General features: G+C 62.8%; 15 protein-coding genes. 12 read left to right on the top strand and 3 right to left on the bottom strand.

From position 1 onward, the window contains the following. Positions 1-11: 11 nt before the first annotated feature. Entirely contained in the window at positions 12-1,031 is a 1,020-nt protein-coding gene (locus IB279_RS22000; protein ID WP_112771965.1) for a substrate-binding domain-containing protein, read from the bottom strand. 363 nt (positions 1,032-1,394) lie between these two features. Here IB279_RS22000 and IB279_RS21995 point away from each other — a divergent pair, with 363 nt between their 5' ends. The 6 genes from IB279_RS21995 to IB279_RS21970 all read left to right on the top strand — a co-directional run bounded on the left by IB279_RS21995 (position 1,395) and on the right by IB279_RS21970 (position 7,575). Then, positions 1,395-2,657: an ABC transporter substrate-binding protein gene (locus IB279_RS21995; protein WP_112771966.1), complete on the top strand. Its 1,263-nt coding sequence runs from the start codon at positions 1,395-1,397 to the stop codon at positions 2,655-2,657. Positions 2,658-2,773: 116 nt separating this feature from the next. Next, positions 2,774-3,757: a carbohydrate ABC transporter permease gene (locus tag IB279_RS21990; protein ID WP_112771967.1), complete on the top strand. Its 984-nt coding sequence runs from the start codon at positions 2,774-2,776 to the stop codon at positions 3,755-3,757. Continuing rightward, a complete protein-coding gene (locus IB279_RS21985) occupies positions 3,757-4,587 on the top strand; it encodes a carbohydrate ABC transporter permease (protein ID WP_034794005.1) in 831 nt (276 codons plus the stop codon). Before IB279_RS21990 ends, IB279_RS21985 begins: the two co-directional genes overlap by 1 nt. Before the next feature lie 11 nt (positions 4,588-4,598). Then, positions 4,599-5,627 (top strand): ABC transporter ATP-binding protein, encoded by a 1,029-nt coding sequence (locus IB279_RS21980; RefSeq protein ID WP_060582430.1) that lies wholly within the window; start codon positions 4,599-4,601, stop codon positions 5,625-5,627. Positions 5,628-5,734: 107 nt separating this feature from the next. Further along, the gene (locus tag IB279_RS21975; RefSeq protein WP_210333263.1) at positions 5,735-6,526 is read left to right on the top strand and encodes a ThuA domain-containing protein; all 792 of its coding nucleotides are present in this window, start codon (positions 5,735-5,737) and stop codon (positions 6,524-6,526) included. 5 nt (positions 6,527-6,531) lie between these two features. Beyond that, positions 6,532-7,575 carry a Gfo/Idh/MocA family protein gene (locus tag IB279_RS21970; protein WP_112771987.1) on the top strand — a complete coding sequence of 348 codons (1,044 nt, stop codon included), beginning with the start codon at positions 6,532-6,534 and terminating at the stop codon, positions 7,573-7,575. Here the strand turns inward: IB279_RS21970 and IB279_RS21965 are convergent. Next, complete coding sequence (locus IB279_RS21965) at positions 7,572-8,846, bottom strand: alpha/beta hydrolase (protein ID WP_234798763.1); 1,275 nt, start codon at positions 8,844-8,846, stop codon at positions 7,572-7,574. The genes IB279_RS21970 and IB279_RS21965 overlap by 4 nt on opposite strands. 345 nt (positions 8,847-9,191) lie before the next feature. On the opposite strand from IB279_RS21965, the gene IB279_RS21960 reads away from it, so the two are divergent. Genes IB279_RS21960 through IB279_RS21935 form a run of 6 tightly spaced genes read left to right on the top strand, consistent with a single transcriptional unit; the run spans position 9,192 to position 15,563 of the window. Next, positions 9,192-10,247 carry a dipeptidase gene (locus IB279_RS21960; protein WP_034794001.1) on the top strand — a complete coding sequence of 352 codons (1,056 nt, stop codon included), beginning with the start codon at positions 9,192-9,194 and terminating at the stop codon, positions 10,245-10,247. A gap of 48 nt (positions 10,248-10,295) precedes the next feature. Continuing rightward, entirely contained in the window at positions 10,296-11,936 is a 1,641-nt protein-coding gene (locus IB279_RS21955) for an ABC transporter substrate-binding protein (RefSeq protein ID WP_090298167.1), read from the top strand. 42 nt (positions 11,937-11,978) lie between these two features. Then, entirely contained in the window at positions 11,979-13,040 is a 1,062-nt protein-coding gene (locus IB279_RS21950) for an ABC transporter permease (protein WP_034793987.1), read from the top strand. After that, positions 13,037-13,969, top strand: coding sequence for an ABC transporter permease (locus tag IB279_RS21945; RefSeq protein ID WP_112771968.1), 933 nt, complete (start codon positions 13,037-13,039; stop codon positions 13,967-13,969). The genes IB279_RS21950 and IB279_RS21945 overlap by 4 nt, the downstream gene beginning before the upstream one ends. Further along, positions 13,966-14,799 carry an ABC transporter ATP-binding protein gene (locus tag IB279_RS21940; protein WP_112771969.1) on the top strand — a complete coding sequence of 278 codons (834 nt, stop codon included), beginning with the start codon at positions 13,966-13,968 and terminating at the stop codon, positions 14,797-14,799. Before IB279_RS21945 ends, IB279_RS21940 begins: the two co-directional genes overlap by 4 nt. Next, positions 14,796-15,563 (top strand): ABC transporter ATP-binding protein, encoded by a 768-nt coding sequence (locus IB279_RS21935; RefSeq protein ID WP_060582433.1) that lies wholly within the window; start codon positions 14,796-14,798, stop codon positions 15,561-15,563. Before IB279_RS21940 ends, IB279_RS21935 begins: the two co-directional genes overlap by 4 nt. Before the next feature lie 75 nt (positions 15,564-15,638). Here IB279_RS21935 and IB279_RS21930 read toward each other — a convergent pair whose 3' ends face one another. Next, positions 15,639-16,376 (bottom strand): hypothetical protein, encoded by a 738-nt coding sequence (locus tag IB279_RS21930; RefSeq protein WP_234824482.1) that lies wholly within the window; start codon positions 16,374-16,376, stop codon positions 15,639-15,641. Positions 16,377-16,526: the final 150 nt, after the last annotated feature.

Below are 16,526 nucleotides of genomic sequence, written 5' to 3'. Positions count from 1 at the left end.
AGCGCCTGTCCTCAAGCGCCCTGCGGTGGCGCGGTCGATTCCCTGAGGATCAGTTCCACCGGCCAGAGTTCGTGAACCTCTTCGGTCGGCCGGCCTGAGAGAAGCTGCAGCACGAGGTCGGCCGAGCGCGCGCCCGCCGCCCGCATCGAAGAGCGTGTCGCCGAGAGCGACGGAACCATGTTGTCGGCCGTGAGGTAAGGGAAAACGTCGTCATGGGCGATGACCGAGACCTCGCGGCCGATCTCCAGGCCCATGGACCGTGCTGCCCGGTAGATGCCGAGCGCTGTCATCATCGAGCCGGCAACGAAGGCGGTCGGGCGGGGCGTCTGCTCCAGGAACGAGCGCGCGAAGCGGAAGCCGAGTTCGTCGGTAAAGTTGCCATGGGCGACGAAGCGCGGATCGAAGGCGATGCCGCGCGCCTGCAGCGCGTCGCGGTACCCCTTGTCGCGGTGAAGCGAGAAAGTGCGGCCCTGCCGGCCGTTGATCATGGCGATGCGGCGATGGCCGAGATCGATGAGATGCGAGGTCGCGCGGCGGATCGCGCCTTCGTTGTCGATGTCGAGCCAGGCGTGCGGCACGTCGATATCGGAGCGCCCGTGCACGAGGAAGGGCATGCCGAGCTTGTGGAGGAGGGCGATGCGCTCGTCGTTCGGTTCGGGCGAGTGCACGATCACGGCGTCGACGCGGCCGCTGACGGCGAGCCGGCTATAGAGCTGGATTTCGCCCGTGGGGTTCTTGTCGTCCATTGGGCTGACGAGAATGTCGATATCCTCGGTGCCGAGCCGTTCGGCCAGGCCACCCATGAACTCGGAAAAATGGAACTCGCCGGAGCGGCCCATGACCACGCCGATCGCGCCGGCCCGACCGGTGGCGAGCCGCACCGCATTGATGTTCGGACGATAGCCAAGGCGGGTTGCCTCTTCGGCCACGCGCTTGCGCGTCTTTTCGCTGACTTCGGGATAACCGCTCAGCGCCCGGCTGACCGTCGTCGGCGAAAGCCCCAGTTGTTGTGCGAACTCCCTCAGCTTCATTCGAAATGCGTTTCCTCAAGCCTAGCCCGGTCCCAGAAATATACACCTTCGCTGCCCGTAACAATCGGTTTGTCGGGGACGCCAGGTTCTACAGGTCGGGTATGGATTTTACCAAACCGTTTTAAATTAATACGGTTCCCCTTTGATTTTATGGGGTTCTGTGAGGGGCGAGCGATTTTTCTCTCCCATTGCTATTTGTTTGAAAAACAACGAATATTTGTAATAATCCACGCCAAATGGACTTTTCTAAGTGTGTGGATTGACAGTTTTTCTGTCTTCTGCCAACTTTTTCTCATCCAAACCGCTTTCGAATTTGCCGAGGAGCTTTCGTGCGGTGGAGGGGGAACAGGAGGAGTCGACCCAATGACAACCACGCTCAATGTGCTGAGTTTTTGTGCCGCAATCGTTGCAGCCGGGACGGCTGGCGCCGCCGAGCTTTCGCTGGCCGCTAACACGACCGGGAAGAACGTTCATTTCATTCGCGAACAGCTGGACATTTTCGAGAAGCAGACCGGGCACAAGGTGAGCCTGGTCACCATGCCGCCATCGAGCAGCGAGCAGTTCAGCCAGTACCGGCTGTGGCTTGCCGCCGGAAACAAGGATGTCGACGTCTACCAGACCGATGTCGTCTGGGCGCCGCAACTGGCCGACCAATTCGTCGATCTGACGGAGGCGGCAAAGGACGTTGTTGGCCAGCACTTCCCGTCGATCATCGCTTCGCAGACGGTGAACGGTCGCCTCGTGGCCTTGCCGGTTTTCACCGATGCACCGGCACTGTTCTATCGCAAGGACCTGCTCGAAAAATACGACAAGACGCCGCCGAAGACCTGGGACGAGCTGGCTGCGACCGCCAAGGAAATCCAGGAGAAGGAGCGGGCCGCCGGCCAAGCCGATCTCTGGGGCTATGTCTTCCAGGGCAATGCCTATGAGGGCCTGACCTGCAACGCACTCGAATGGGTCAAGTCGTCGGGCGGTGGCCAGATCGTCGAGCCCGACGGCACGATCTCGATCAACAACGAGAAGGCGGCCGCCGCAATCGACCGGATCAAGGGATGGGTCGGCACGATCTCGCCGCAGGGCGTGCTTGCCTATCAGGAGGAGGAATCGCGCGGGGTCTGGCAGACCGGCAATTCCGTCTTCATGCGCAACTGGCCCTATGCCTATGCGCTCGGCAATGGCGATGACAGCGCGGTGAAGGGCAAGTTTGCCGTCGCGCCGCTGCCGACGGCCACCGATGGTGACCAGCCGTCTTCGACGCTCGGCGGCTGGAACGTCGCCGTCTCCAAATATTCCGACGACCAGGAGGCGGCGATTGCGCTCGCCAAGTTCCTGTCGTCCGCCGAGGTGCAGAAGCGCCGGGCGATCGAGCTTTCGAACCTGCCGACGGTTGCCGCACTCTACGACGATGCGGAGGTCGCCAAGGCCCAGCCGTTCATGCCGGCCTGGAAACCGATCTTCGAAAGCGCGGTGCCGCGCCCGTCGGCCGTCACCAAGGTCAAATACAACGAGGTTTCCGCCAAGTTCTGGAACGCGGTGCACAACTCGCTTTCCGGCAACGGCACGGCAGCGGAAAATCTTGAACTGCTCGAAGTCGAACTCACCGAGATGAAGGGCGACAACTGGTGATCCTCCCGGGGGCGAGGGGAGTGCTTGTCAAGCCTCCCTTCGCTCCACCGAGCCACCGCCTTTTCTCTCCGATCAACCGCTCGGCCGTGCGCCGAATGGCAAGGGTGAGTACAGACATGACCGACATTTCCGTCGCAGACCCGCCTTCCGCCCTTGGGCAGCAGGCCCGGATCCGCTCCGATCTCAACGCCGAGCGCATCCGCTCCGCCTGGATCTTTCTCGCACCGACGCTTCTGGTGCTGGCACTCGTCGCCGGCTGGCCGCTCATTCGCACAGTCTATTTCAGCTTCACCAATGCGTCGCTGACCAACCTCGAAGGCGCCGAGTTCGTCGGCTTCAAGAACTACCTTTCCTGGATCACGCTGAAGAGCGGGCGCATCGTCTATAACGGCCTGCTTGCCGATCCGGCCTGGTGGAACGCCGTCTGGAACACGCTGAAGTTCTCGGCCGTTTCCGTCACCATCGAGACGGTGCTCGGCCTGATCGTCGCGCTGGTCCTGAATGCGAATTTCCCGGGCCGCGGGCTGGTGCGCGCCGCAATCCTGATTCCCTGGGCGATCCCGACGATCGTGTCCGCCAAAATGTGGGCCTGGATGCTCAACGACCAGTTCGGCATCCTGAACGATCTTCTGCTCGGCCTCGGCCTCATCAGCCAGAAGGTCGCCTGGACGGCCAATCCGGAGACCGCGATGGTCGCCGTTTTGATCGTCGACGTCTGGAAGACGACACCGTTCATGGCGCTCCTGATGCTGGCTGGCCTGCAGATGGTACCGTCGGATATCTATGAGGCGGCCAAGATCGATGGCGTGCATCCGCTCAAGGTCTTCTGGCGGTTGACGTTGCCCTTGATCCGGCCGGCGCTGATGGTGGCGGTGATCTTCCGCATGCTCGATGCGCTGCGCATCTTCGATCTCATCTATGTGCTGACGCCCAACAACGCGAAGACCAAGACGATGTCGGTGCTCGCGCGCGAAAACCTGTTCGACTTCGACAAGTTCGCCTATGGCGCCGCGGCCTCGACGATGCTGTTCCTGATCATCGCGGCGATCACCGTCGCCTACATGTGGTTCGGCCGCGTCAATCTCGAAGGAGAGCGCTGATGGTTGCCACCCTTGCCAAGCGCACGGCGTTCTACGCGCTCGTTGCCGCCATCATCATCATGGCCGTCTTCCCGTTCTACTATGCGGTGCTGACGAGCTTTAAATCCGGGACGGCGCTGTTTCGGGTCGACTACTGGCCGACCGAGATCTCCTTCGACAACTACGCGGGCATCGTCACCAGCAGCGGCTTCCTGCGCAACCTCGCCAATTCGCTGCTGGTCGCAACGATCGTCGTTGCCGTGTCGTTGCTCCTGGCCGTCACCGCGGCCTATGCGTTGGCGCGAGTGCGGTTCCGCGGTCGCGGGCTCCTGCTTCTGACGATCCTGTCGGTGTCGATGTTTCCGCAGATCGCGGTGCTTGCCGGCCTTTTTGAACTCATCCGCTCGGTCGGCATCTTCAACACGCCCCTGGCGCTGATCTTTTCCTACATGATCTTCACCTTGCCGTTCACGGTCTGGGTGCTGACCACCTTCATGCGCGATCTGCCTGTGGAGATCGAGGAAGCGGCGATCGTCGATGGCGCCACACCCTGGGTGATCATCACCCGCGTGTTCATGCCGCTGATGTGGCCGGCGCTGGTGACGACGGGGCTGCTCGCCTTCATCGCCGCCTGGAACGAGTTCCTGTTCGCGCTGACCTTCACCTCATCGGACAGCCAGCGCACGGTGCCGGTCGCGATCGCGCTGCTCTCGGGAAACAGCCAGTACGAAATTCCGTGGGGCAACATCATGGCCGCATCGATCATCGTCACCGTGCCACTGGTTGTTCTCGTGCTGATCTTTCAGCGGCGGATCATCTCCGGGCTCACCGCCGGCGGCGTCAAAGGATAAGGGGAGAAAATATGGCAGAGCTTCAATTGCGCAACATCCGCAAGTCCTTCGGCGCCTTCGAGGTGATCAAGGGCGTCAGCATGGATATCCGGGCCGGCGAATTCATGGTCTTCGTCGGGCCCTCCGGCTGCGGCAAGTCCACGCTGCTGCGGCTGATCGCCGGGCTCGAAGACATCTCATCGGGCACGCTGTCCTTCGACGGCCAGGTGGTCAACCAGTTGACGCCGTCGAAGCGCGGCATCGCGATGGTGTTCCAGTCCTATGCGCTTTACCCGCATATGACCGTATTCGAGAACATGTCCTTCGGCATGCAGCTTGCCGGCAAGGACAAGGAGCAGTGCAAGAAGCGCGTCGAGGCGGCAGCCGAGATGCTGCAGCTGACGCCCTATCTGCAGCGGCTGCCGCGGCAGCTCTCCGGCGGCCAGCGCCAGCGCGTGGCGATCGGCCGGGCTATCGTGCGCGATCCCAAGGTCTTTCTCTTCGACGAGCCGCTCTCCAATCTCGATGCGGCGCTGCGCGTTGCGACCCGCATCGAGATCGCCAAGCTGCATCGCAGCATGCACAAGACGACGATGATCTATGTCACCCACGACCAGGTCGAGGCGATGACACTGGCGGATCGCATTTGCGTGCTACGGGATGGCCGGGTCGAACAGATCGGCACGCCGCTCGAACTCTATGAAAGCCCGAACTCCGTCTTCGTCGCCGGCTTTATCGGTTCGCCGAAGATGAATTTTCTGTCCGGCGCACTGGCTGCGCCCTACGATGCCCATACGATCGGCATCCGAGCGGAGCATCTGGAGATCAAGGCGAGTGGGGGGCAATGGTCGGGAACGGTGGTGCATTCCGAAATGCTGGGGTCCGACAGCTACATTTATCTCGATATCGGCGCTGGCGAACCGGTCATCGTCCGGGAAGGTGGCACCTCGCATCACCGGCCGGGTGAGACAATTCACATCTCGCCGCTCGGCGGCAACATCCACCGCTTCGATGCATCGGGGCAGGCTCTCGGCCGCGCACCCATGAAAGGGGCGGCCTGACCAGACCCCGATCAAGCTGAAGACACCCAGAGCTTCGGGGTCGCCAATTCCTGGCGGCCCCATCTATCGTAAGACGAAGGCCCGCAACGGGCGAACACGCAAGGAGAATGGCCGTGCCTATCAGAACAGTTGTTTGGGGCGAGAATATTCACGAGCAGACCAACGAAATCGTCCGCAGCATCTATCCAAACGGGATGCACAACACGATCGCGGCGGCGCTGAATACGGAAGCTGCGATCGAGGCGACGACGGCGACGCTGCAGGAGCCGGAACATGGCCTGAGCGTCGAGCGCCTTGCCAACACCGATGTGCTTCTCTGGTGGGGCCACAAGGACCATGGCGCCGTCAGCGACGAGATCGTCGAGCGTGTTGCCAAGCGCGTCTGGGAGGGCATGGGCCTGATCGTCCTGCACTCCGGCCATTTCTCCAAGATCTTCAAGCGGCTGATGGGCACGCCCTGCGCGCTGAAATGGCGCGAAGCAGGCGAGCGTGAGCGCGTCTGGGCGATCAATCCGCGTCACCCGATCGCCGAAGGCATCGAGGAGAACTTCGTGCTCGAGAACGAGGAAATGTACGGTGAGCAGTTCTCGGTGCCGGAGCCGCTCGAAACCGTCTTCATCTCGTGGTTTGCCGGCGGCGAAGTGTTCCGCTCGGGGCTGACCTGGCGCCGCGGTGCCGGCAACATCTTCTATTTCCGTCCCGGCCACGAGACCTACCCGACCTATCACGACGGCAATGTCCAGAAGGTGCTGCGCAATTCGGTGAAGTGGGCCTACAACGCCGACAACCGCTACACGGCGATCCACGACGCACCAAACGTGCCGGTCGAAAAGGCGCTGGAGCCGATCGTCGAGCGCGGCCCCAGGCTGCACCAGGCCGGCGAAGCAGGATACAGGTGAGCATCATGCGTCTTCTCATTGTAGGAACCGGCGGCATGGCAAACAGCCATGCCCAGGCCTTTGCCAAGATCGAAGGCGTCGAGATGGTCGGCGCTGTCGATGTCGATCCCGCGCGGGCCAAGGCTTTTGCCGACAAGCACGGCATTGCCGCGACCTTCACCTCGCTCGACGAGGCGATCGCCTGGGGCAAGTTCGATGCGGCGACGAACGTGACGCCCGACAAGGCGCATCACCCGACGACGCTGGCGCTCATTGCCGCCGGCAAGCATGTGCTGTGCGAAAAGCCGCTCGCCGAGAATTATGCCAAGGCGGCAGAGATGGCGGAAGCGGCCGAGCGTTCCGGCCTTGTGACCATGGTCAACCTCACCTACCGCAACGTCGCGCCGCTGCAGAAGGCACGCGCAATGGTGCTTGCCGGCGAGGTCGGCAAGCTGCGCCACCTCGAAGCGTCCTATCTGCAGAGCTGGCTCGTTTCCAAGGCCTGGGGCGACTGGGCGACGGAATCGCAATGGCTGTGGCGGCTCTCGACGAAGCACGGCTCGAACGGCGTGCTCGGCGATGTCGGCATCCACATCCTCGACTTTGCCGGCTATGGCGCAGGCACGGACGCCGCCCGCATCTTTGCGCGGCTGAAGACCTTCGACAAGGCGCCTGATAACCGCATCGGCGAGTATGATCTCGACGCCAATGACAGCTTCGTCATGACGGCCGAGTTCGGCAACGGCGCCATGGGCGTCGTCCATGCCAGCCGCTGGGCGACCGGGCATCTGAACGAACTCCGGCTGAGGCTACACGGCGACAAGGGTGCCCTCGAAGTGGTGCACACGCCCGATGGATCGACGCTGCGTGCCTGCCTCGGGGCGGACGTCGAAACCGCGACCTGGCGCGATGTCGATGCGGGCACCGTCGCGACGAACTACGAGCGCTTCGTGGCCGCCGTCCGTAAGGGCAAGACGGAGGAGCCCGGGTTCCGCCATGCGGCGAACCTGCAGAAAGTGCTCGACCTCGCGATGGTGACGGAAGCCGAGCGGCGCGAGCTGCCCGTCTAACGAGAGTGACGGTCGGGGGTGTTGCTTTTCGCGGCTCCCCCGCTTTCCGGCGGTGTCCAAGGGGTCACTGCCGAGCCGACGGTGTTTTCCATCGATTGGCCGAGACGCCGCAGCTGCCCGTCGTAGTTCCTGCGGGTGTTGGGATCGAAGATCATGATCGGCGTCGAAACCGCCAGGCTCGCGGCATTGCCGACCGTCTGCGTGGCGCCGAGCGTGACGGCGCCGATGCGTTCGCCGAGACCGACATCGGAATCGGTCACGGTCTGGCCGGCGATCAGCCGGTTGCCAAGCAGGCGCACGACTTCGGGGCTTTCGGCGAACTTCCCGTGGTTGAGCTTGTCGCCGCCCTTCAGCGCTGTCAGATCGATGACGCTGATGCCGGCCTGTTCCAGCTGAGTGCGATAGGGCTCGGCGGTCGGGTCGATCTGGCCGAGGCGGTCGACATTGCCGGAGATACGCCTCGACAAGGTCAGCGCCCGGTCGTCGCGCGATACGAACAGCGTGAACTTCGGGCGCTTCGTACCCATGGCGCGGATCTGCTGGCCGAAGACGTCGACGTCGAGGTCGGGCGACGCCAGGATGACGTCGGTGATCTTGGGCGCGATGCGTCCGTCGCGGATCGCCATCTGGCGCAGTGCCTCGACCGTCACCCACGACCCCATGGAATGGGCCATGACGGTGATTTCGCCGACAGCAGGATTGCTTGAGGCACGCCGCAGCAGTTCCTCCAGCGCGTCGCGCGAATAGTTGGTGCTTTCCTTGTCGTAATTGTAGTCGAATATGCTGGCGCGCGAGGGCCAGGTGAAGATGACGGGCGCGACATCGGTGCCGCTGTCGTGCACGATCTGGGCGAAACGATAAACGGCGTCTTCGTAGCGGTTGTTGAAGCCGTGAACGAAGATCAGTACGCGCCGGGTTTTCGGCAGATGACCTTTCACCCAGTTCTGCACGTCGTTGCCCTGATTGAGCGGCGTGACGCTGACGGTGGAGAAATCCCGCTCCGGATTGGCGGGAAGCTTCGTCGGCCATTGCACCTGGCCGACCTTGCGGTTCTTTTCCGGCGGAATGGAGACGGCAATTTCCGTCAGTGAAAGCTCGGCTGAGCGTTCGCCGCTAAAAAGCACGCCCGGCTCGGTGGAGGGGGCACGGGTGGTTGCGACCAGCAGATCGACCTTGGAGGCGCCACCCGTCGTGCCCGAAGGGACGAGCACGCCCACGGGGCGTCCGGCGCAGGCCGCAAGGGTGGCCGCCAGGAGAAGCGTCGCAGCGATGCGGCCCCAGGGCCTCTCCGAGCCCGCAAGAGAAAACGAACGCACCACCAACCTCCCTGTGCCGCATCATGCAGCATGTCGGCCCGATCCGTGGGCCCAAGCCATTCTCCTTGCATGAGAAACGCTGGGTTTTCATCCCTTGGCTGGGGTTCGAAGCCCTGCGGCACCGTGTTTGCCAGCGGCTATGCGGCAATCATGCAACATTTCGCTACAGGCAGGCCTGGGTAAAACCCCCTGATATTCATTGAAAAGGCTTTGGGCTTTCACTAGCATCGCTTCGACTTTCCCCTGGACGCGACCCGAACGGCCCGTCCGATCTCCCTGAAATGATAAGGAAATTCAGGAATGCAGGCGGTTTTCGATGGCCATAACGACGTGCTTCTGCGTCTGTGGCAGAACGCCCGGAAGGGCCAGGACCCGGTACGCGAATTCGTCGACGGCATCGACCAGGGCCATATCGATGCGCCGCGCGCCAAGGCGGGCGGTCTCGTTGGTGGCCTCTCGGCAATCTACGTGCCCTCGGGAGATCTCGTCCTGCAGCCGCCGAACGAGAACGGTCACTACGAAACGCCGCTTTCGGCACCGCTCGAGCACCTGCCGTCGCTGGCGATCGCCATGGAGCTCGCCGATATCGCCGTCCGCCTCGACCGGGCAGGGGCGTGGAAGCTCTGCCGGTCGACCGCCGAAATCCGTAGAGCGGTCGAGGCCGGCGTCTTCGCCTCGGTCCTCCACATGGAAGGCTGCGAAGCGATCGGCGCCGATCTTTCCGCGCTCGAAACGTTCTATGCCGCTGGCCTGCGTTCGCTCGGGCCGGTCTGGAGCCGCCACAACGTCTTCGGTCATGGCGTACCGTTCTCCTATCCGATGTCTCCGGACACCGCACCCGGACTGACGGACGCCGGCTTCGAGCTCGTGCGGACCTGCAACCGTCTGGGCATTCTGATCGATCTTGCACACATCACCGAGAAGGGCTTCTGGGACGTGGCGAAGACCACCGACCAGCCGCTGGTCGCCAGCCATTCGAATGCGCATGCGCTGACCCCGGTCGCGCGCAACCTGACCGACAAGCAGCTCGACGCCGTCCGCGAAAGCAAGGGCCTCGTGGGGCTCAATTATGCGACGACGATGCTGCGCGCCGACGGCCAGGAAAATGCCGCAACGCCGCTTTCCGACATGGTGCGCCATGTCGACTATCTCATCGAGCGCATGGGCATCGACTGCGTCGCACTAGGGTCGGATTTCGACGGGGCAACGATCCCCGAGGAGATTGCTGATGCGGCCGGTAGTCAGGCGCTCGTTGCGGCGCTCAGAAGCGCCGGATATGGTGATGCCGAACTGGCAAAGATATGCCGGGAGAACTGGTGGAGAGTTCTGGGGCAGGCTTGGCACGAGGCCGCCTGAACCCATGAAGAAGGGGCCCAAAAGGGCGTAAACGAGGGAACTGCAAACATGATGCACAAGCTCAATGGACGTCTTCGTCTTCTGACGGCTTCTGCGGCGCTGGCCATGGTGATGGCTGCAACCGCACCGGCCTTTGCGGAAACGCCGAAGGACACGCTGGTCGAAGCCTTTGCGATCGACGACGTGATTACAATGGATCCGGGCGAAGCTTTCGAGCTGACCGCGGCCGAAATCACCGGCAACACCTACAGCATGCTGGTGCGCCTCGACATCAACGACACGACCAAGGTCGTCGGCGACCTCGCCGACAGCTGGACCGTGTCCGACGACGGCCTGACCTATACGTTCAAGCTGAAGCCCGGCCTGAAGTTCGCTTCCGGCAATCCGGTGACCGCTGAAGACGTCGCCTGGTCCTTCGAGCGTGCCGTGAAGCTCGACAAGAGCCCGGCCTTCATCCTCACCCAGTTCGGCCTTACGGGCGACAACGTGACGGAAAAGGCCAAGGCAACGGACGCGCAGACCTTTGTCTTCACCGTCGATCAGGCCTATGCGCCGAGCTTCGTCTTGAACTGCCTGACGGCAACCGTGGGCGCCGTGCTCGACAAGAAGCTCGTGCTCGAAAACGTCAAGCCGGTCACGCCGACGGACGAGTACAAGTATGACAACGACTTCGGCAATGAATGGCTGAAGACCGGCTATGCCGGCTCGGGCCCATTCAAGCTGCGCGAATGGCGCGCCAACGAAGTCATCGTTCTCGAGCGCAACGAAAACTACTATGGCGAACAGGCAAAGCTTGCTCGCGTCATCTATCGCCACATGAAGGAAAGCTCGGGCCAGCGCCTGGCGCTGGAAGCGGGCGATATCGACGTGGCACGCAACCTCGAGCCGGGCGATTTCGACGCCGTTTCGAAGAATGCCGAACTCGCCACCACGAACGCGCCGAAGGGCACGGTCTACTACATCAGCCTCAACCAGAAGAATGCGAACCTCGCAAAGCCCGAAGTGCGCGAAGCGTTCAAGTATCTGGTCGACTACGATGCCATCGGCTCGACCCTCATCAAGGGCATCGGCGAGATCCACCAGAGCTTCCTGCCGAAGGGCGTTCTGGGTGCACTCGACGAGAACCCCTACAAGCTCGACGTCGCCAAGGCGAAGGAACTGCTGACCAAGGCCGGCCTTGCCGACGGCTTCACCGTCACCATGGACGTTCGCAACGGCCAGCCGGTCACCGGCATTGCCGAGTCCTTCCAGCAGACGCTGGGCCAGGCCGGCGTGAAGCTCGAAATCATCCCCGGCGACGGCAAGCAGACGCTGACGAAGTATCGTGCCCGTAACCACGACATGTATATCGGTCAGTGGGGCATGGACTATTTCGACCCGAACTCGAACGCCGAAACCTTCACCAGCAACCCTGATAACTCCGACGAAGGCAAGAACAAGACCCTTGCCTGGCGCAATGCCTGGGACGTTCCGGAGCTGACGAAGAAGACCAAGGACGCTCTGCTCGAGCGCGACAGCGCCAAGCGTGCGGAGACCTACAAGGAACTGCAGAAGACGGTGCTGGGCGAAAGCCCGTTCGTCATCATCTTCCAGCAGACCGAAGTCGCTGGCTACCGCGGCAACGTCAAGGGCCTGAAGCTCGGTCCGAGCTTCGACACCAACTTCGTCGCCGGCATCACCAAAGAATAAGCCGTCTCGAAGGAATAAACCGAAAGGATCGTTCCCTTGAGCATGAGCGCAACAGGGACAGTGGGCGGGCGCAAACGCGCCCGTCCCGGTAAGATCGTGGCAGCGGTGCTGCGCTTTCTTGTCGTTGTCGTCACCACCTATCTCGGCCTTCTGGCCGTCACCTTTTTCATCGGCCGGGTAATCCCGATCGACCCGGTTCTGGCCGTTCTCGGCGACCGGGCGCCGACGCATGTCGTCGAAAGGACGCGCGAGGCGATGGGGCTCAATCTGCCCCTCTACCAACAATTCTTCATCTATGTCCGCCAGGCGCTGACCGGTGACTTCGGCGTTTCGGTGCTGACGACCAATCCGGTCATGACCGACATCCGCCGCGTCTTCCCGGCGACCATGGAGCTCGCGACGCTCGGCACGCTGATCGGCGCCCTGTTCGGCGTTCCGCTCGGCGTACTTGCGGCCGTCAAGCGCGGCAGCATTGCCGACCAGATCGTGCGCGTCATCGGCCTTGTCGGCTATTCCGTGCCGATCTTCTGGCTGGCGCTCCTGTCGCTGCTGGTGTTCTACGCGCGGCTGAAGTGGGTCGCCTATCCCGGCCGTATCGATATCGTGTTCGAGTACACGTTCACGCCGATCACAGGCTTCTACCTGTTCGACGCACTCTGGCAGCGGCAGTGGGACGTGCTCTGGGATGTATTCCGCCACATCATTCTGCCGGCCTCACTGCTCGGCTACTTCTCGCTTGCCTATATCAGCCGCATGACGCGCAGCTTCATGCTCAACGAGCTGCAGCAGGAATACATCGTCGCGGCGCGCGCCAAGGGCCTGTCCGAGACCCGGATCATCTGGGGCCACGCGCTCCGGAACGCGGCCGTGCCGCTCGTGACGGTGATTGCGCTCTCCTATGCCGGCCTGCTCGAGGGCTCGGTCTTGACGGAAACCGTCTTCGCCTGGCCAGGTCTCGGTCTCTACATCACCAACTCGCTGCAGAATGCCGACATGAACGCCGTGCTTGGTGGCACCATCATCATCGGTTCGGTCTTCATCGGCATCAATCTCCTGTCCGATCTTCTCTACCGGACGCTCGACCCGAGGACGCGCCAGCGATGAGTACCGTTACCGAAATCCGTGCGATGACGCGTCGCGAATGGCTGCTGTCCGATCGCCCGCAGTCGCGCACCCAGGCCCGGCTTGGCCGTGCCTATATGACGTGGCAGCGTTTTGCCGCCAACAAGCTCGCCGTTCTCGGCCTGCTCATCCTGCTGGCGTTGGTCTTCGTTGCCGCCTTCGCCGATTTCCTGGCGCCGCATTCGCCCTATATCGGGGATCTTGCCAACGCCCGTCTGCTGCCGCCGGGAACCCCCGGCTACCTGCTCGGCACCGACGATCTCGGCCGCGATATTCTCTCGCGGCTGATCCATGGTTCGCGGCTGACGCTTGCCGTCGTGCTTCTCGTTGCGATCATCGCAGCACCTGTCGGGCTCATCGTCGGCGCTGTCGCCGGCTATGCTGGCGGCTGGGTCGACGCAGTGCTGATGCGTATCACCGATATCTTCCTCGCCTTCCCGAAACTGGTTCTGGCGCTCGCCTTCGTGGCAGCGCTCGGACCGGGCATCGAGAACGCCGTCATCGCGATCGCCATCACCTCCTGGCCGCCCTATGCGCGTATCGCCCGCGCCGAGACGCTGACGGTGCGCAACTCCGACTACATCGCCGCCGTGCAGCTCATGGGCGCATCGCCGATCCGTATCGTCTTCCGCCACGTGATGCCGATGTGCATGTCGTCGTTGATCGTGCGTGTCACGCTCGACATGGCCGGCATCATCCTCACGGCCGCGGGCCTCGGCTTCCTCGGCCTCGGCGCACAGCCGCCGCTGCCGGAATGGGGCGCGATGATCGCCTCGGGCCGCCGCTTCATCCTCGACCAGTGGTGGGTGGCAACGATGCCCGGCATCGCGATCCTGATCGTCAGCCTCGGCTTCAACCTGCTCGGCGACGGTCTGCGCGACGCGCTCGATCCGCGGGAGAGCGGCCAATGAGTACGCTTCTGACCGTTGAAGACCTCAAGGTCTCGTTCCCGACCCGCACCGGCCTCGTCGAGGCCGTGCGCGGCGTCTCCTTCACGCTCGGCCGCGAGCGCCTCGGCATCGTCGGCGAAAGCGGCTCCGGCAAGTCGCAGACCGGCCGGGCGATCATGGGGCTGACGCCTGGTCATGCGCAGGTGACGGCAAAGCAGTTGAACTTTGACGGCATCGACCTGCTCTCCGCATCGCCGAAGGTCCGCCGGGATCTCAGGGGCAAGCGGATCGCGATGATCCTGCAGGACCCCAAGTACTCGTTGAACCCGGTGATGAGCATCGGCCGGCAGATCGTCGAGACGCTAAGGCAGCACGAAAATGTCAGCCGCGGCGAGGCCCGGGAGAGGGCACTCGACATGCTGGCCGCGGTGCAGATCCGTGATCCGAAGCGCGTTTACGATCTCTACCCGCACGAGGTTTCGGGCGGCATGGGGCAGCGCGCGATGATCGCGATGATGCTGGTTGCCGGGCCGGAACTCTTGATCGCCGACGAGCCGACCTCGGCGCTCGACGTGACGGTACAGCTCGAAGTGCTTGGCATCCTCGACAAGCTCGTCGCCGATCGAGGCATGGGTCTGATCTTCGTGTCGCACGATCTGCGACTCGTGTCGTCCTTCTGTGACCGCGTGATCGTCATGTATGCCGGCCGGATTGTCGAGGAACTGGCGGCGTCCGAGCTTGCCAATGCCAAGCATCCCTATACCCAAGGTTTGCTGAACTGCATGCCGGCGATCGGATCCGATCGTCATCCTCTGCCGGTTCTCGACCGCAAGCCGGAGTGGGCCCAATGACCTCAACCGTTTCCGTTTCGAACCTTTCCGTCACCTATGACGAGTTCAAGGCGCTGAACGACGTCAGCGTCGAGATTGCGCCGGGCGAATCCTTCGGGCTCGTCGGCGAGTCCGGATCGGGCAAGTCGACCTTGCTTCGGGCGATCGCCGGTCTCGCGCCCGTCACCGGCGGCACCATTCGCGTGCATGATCGTGTTCTGCAGGGGGCAAAGCGCGACAAGGCCTTCTACCGCGCCGTGCAGATGGTGTTTCAAGATCCCTATGGCTCGCTGCACCCGCGCCAGACGATCGACCGGCAATTGCTGGAGCCGCTGGCGATCCACGGCGTGGCCGACGGCGAGCGGCGCATCCTGAAGGCGCTCGACGAGGTCGGTCTCGGGTCGGGTTTCCGCTTCCGCTATCCGCACCAGCTTTCGGGCGGTCAGCGCCAGCGCGTTGCGATCGCCCGGGCGCTGATCCTTGAACCCTCGATCCTGCTGCTCGACGAGCCGACTTCGGCGCTCGACGCCTCGGTCCAGGCGGAAGTCTTGAATCTCCTGGAACAGGTCCGGCGCGACCATAAGCTGACCTTCATCATGGTCAGCCACGATCTCGGTGTCGTCACCCATATGTGTGATCGGTTGGCGGTGATGCAGGGTGGACGCGTCGTCGAGCGCTTGTCCTCGGCGGACCTCGTCGCCGGGCGTATCGGTGAAGATTACACGCGCAGCCTTATGGTCGCGAGCAAGGGCTTTCAGCGCAAGGACGCTGCCGTGACTGCGTGAAGGTACCGATACAAGCGGGGCCATCGTCCCGCTTGTATCGCTTCGTTTCGAGCCATCCGGTCCAGGCCCGGCCGCTTAGGCGCTTTGCCGCCAGACCGAGGTCGAGTCGGTGATCACCTTCTGGATGCGGCGTTGCTCGCGCCACTCCCGGCCCATATCCTTGATGACCGGCTGCGCCTCGGGCGAGAAGATATAGTTGCGGCGACTGGCGACATAGGCCTCCATCGCCGGGTTGACGCCCGAATAGAACTGCTTTTCCGGATCACGCGAGAGGTCCATCAGGCCGGCGCATTGCCGCGCGAAGTCGCCGCGAAGGATCGACGGCGACGTCGTGAATTTCGGGAAAGTGCGAAACAGCGGGATCTTGATCCCGAACAGATACGCGTATTCGTTGCGCCGATGGAAATGGCCCTTGCGGCGGATATCCCAGTTCTGGTCCGCCGTGTGGAACGAGACCTGGCTGATCGCCGGATCCGCGAAGGGCGTCAGCAGTTCGTCGCCCATGTCCCTCAGCGAGATCCAGTCGTCCTCCAGGTGGAAGACGTAGTCGGCGCTGGTGGCCGACCAGAGTTTCGCGACGGCCGCACAAAAGCCCGGGCTCTCGGGCTGGAACACGGTTCCGTCGGGGAAATGGTTGCGGAATATCTCGACGCAGGCGCGATGATCCTCCTCCGATCCGAAAACCGGATCGAGATTGAGATAGGCGCCGCGCAGGTCGAGCCTGCAAAAGATTTTGTCCCGGAAGCTCGCCAGCGTCTGGGCAAGCAGGTCCGGGCGCCGGGTGGCGACAAGGCATAGGTCAATCGTGGACATAGCACCTCCTTGGGTGCATTTTTTTCAACCGTCAATACCCACGCCAACCCTGACGTTCACTTAGATCGTGCCGAATTTACGGCAAAGTCACCGAATTTACGGCAAAGCGACCTAAGGCGATCAATAAAGTCGATTTTGGGCGGCTCAACG

The sequence above is a fragment of the Ensifer sp. ENS06 genome, assembly GCF_014852205.1.
GTDB classification, from domain to species: Bacteria; Pseudomonadota; Alphaproteobacteria; order Rhizobiales; family Rhizobiaceae; genus Ensifer; species Ensifer adhaerens.
This window is presented reverse-complemented; position numbering and strand designations above follow the sequence as displayed.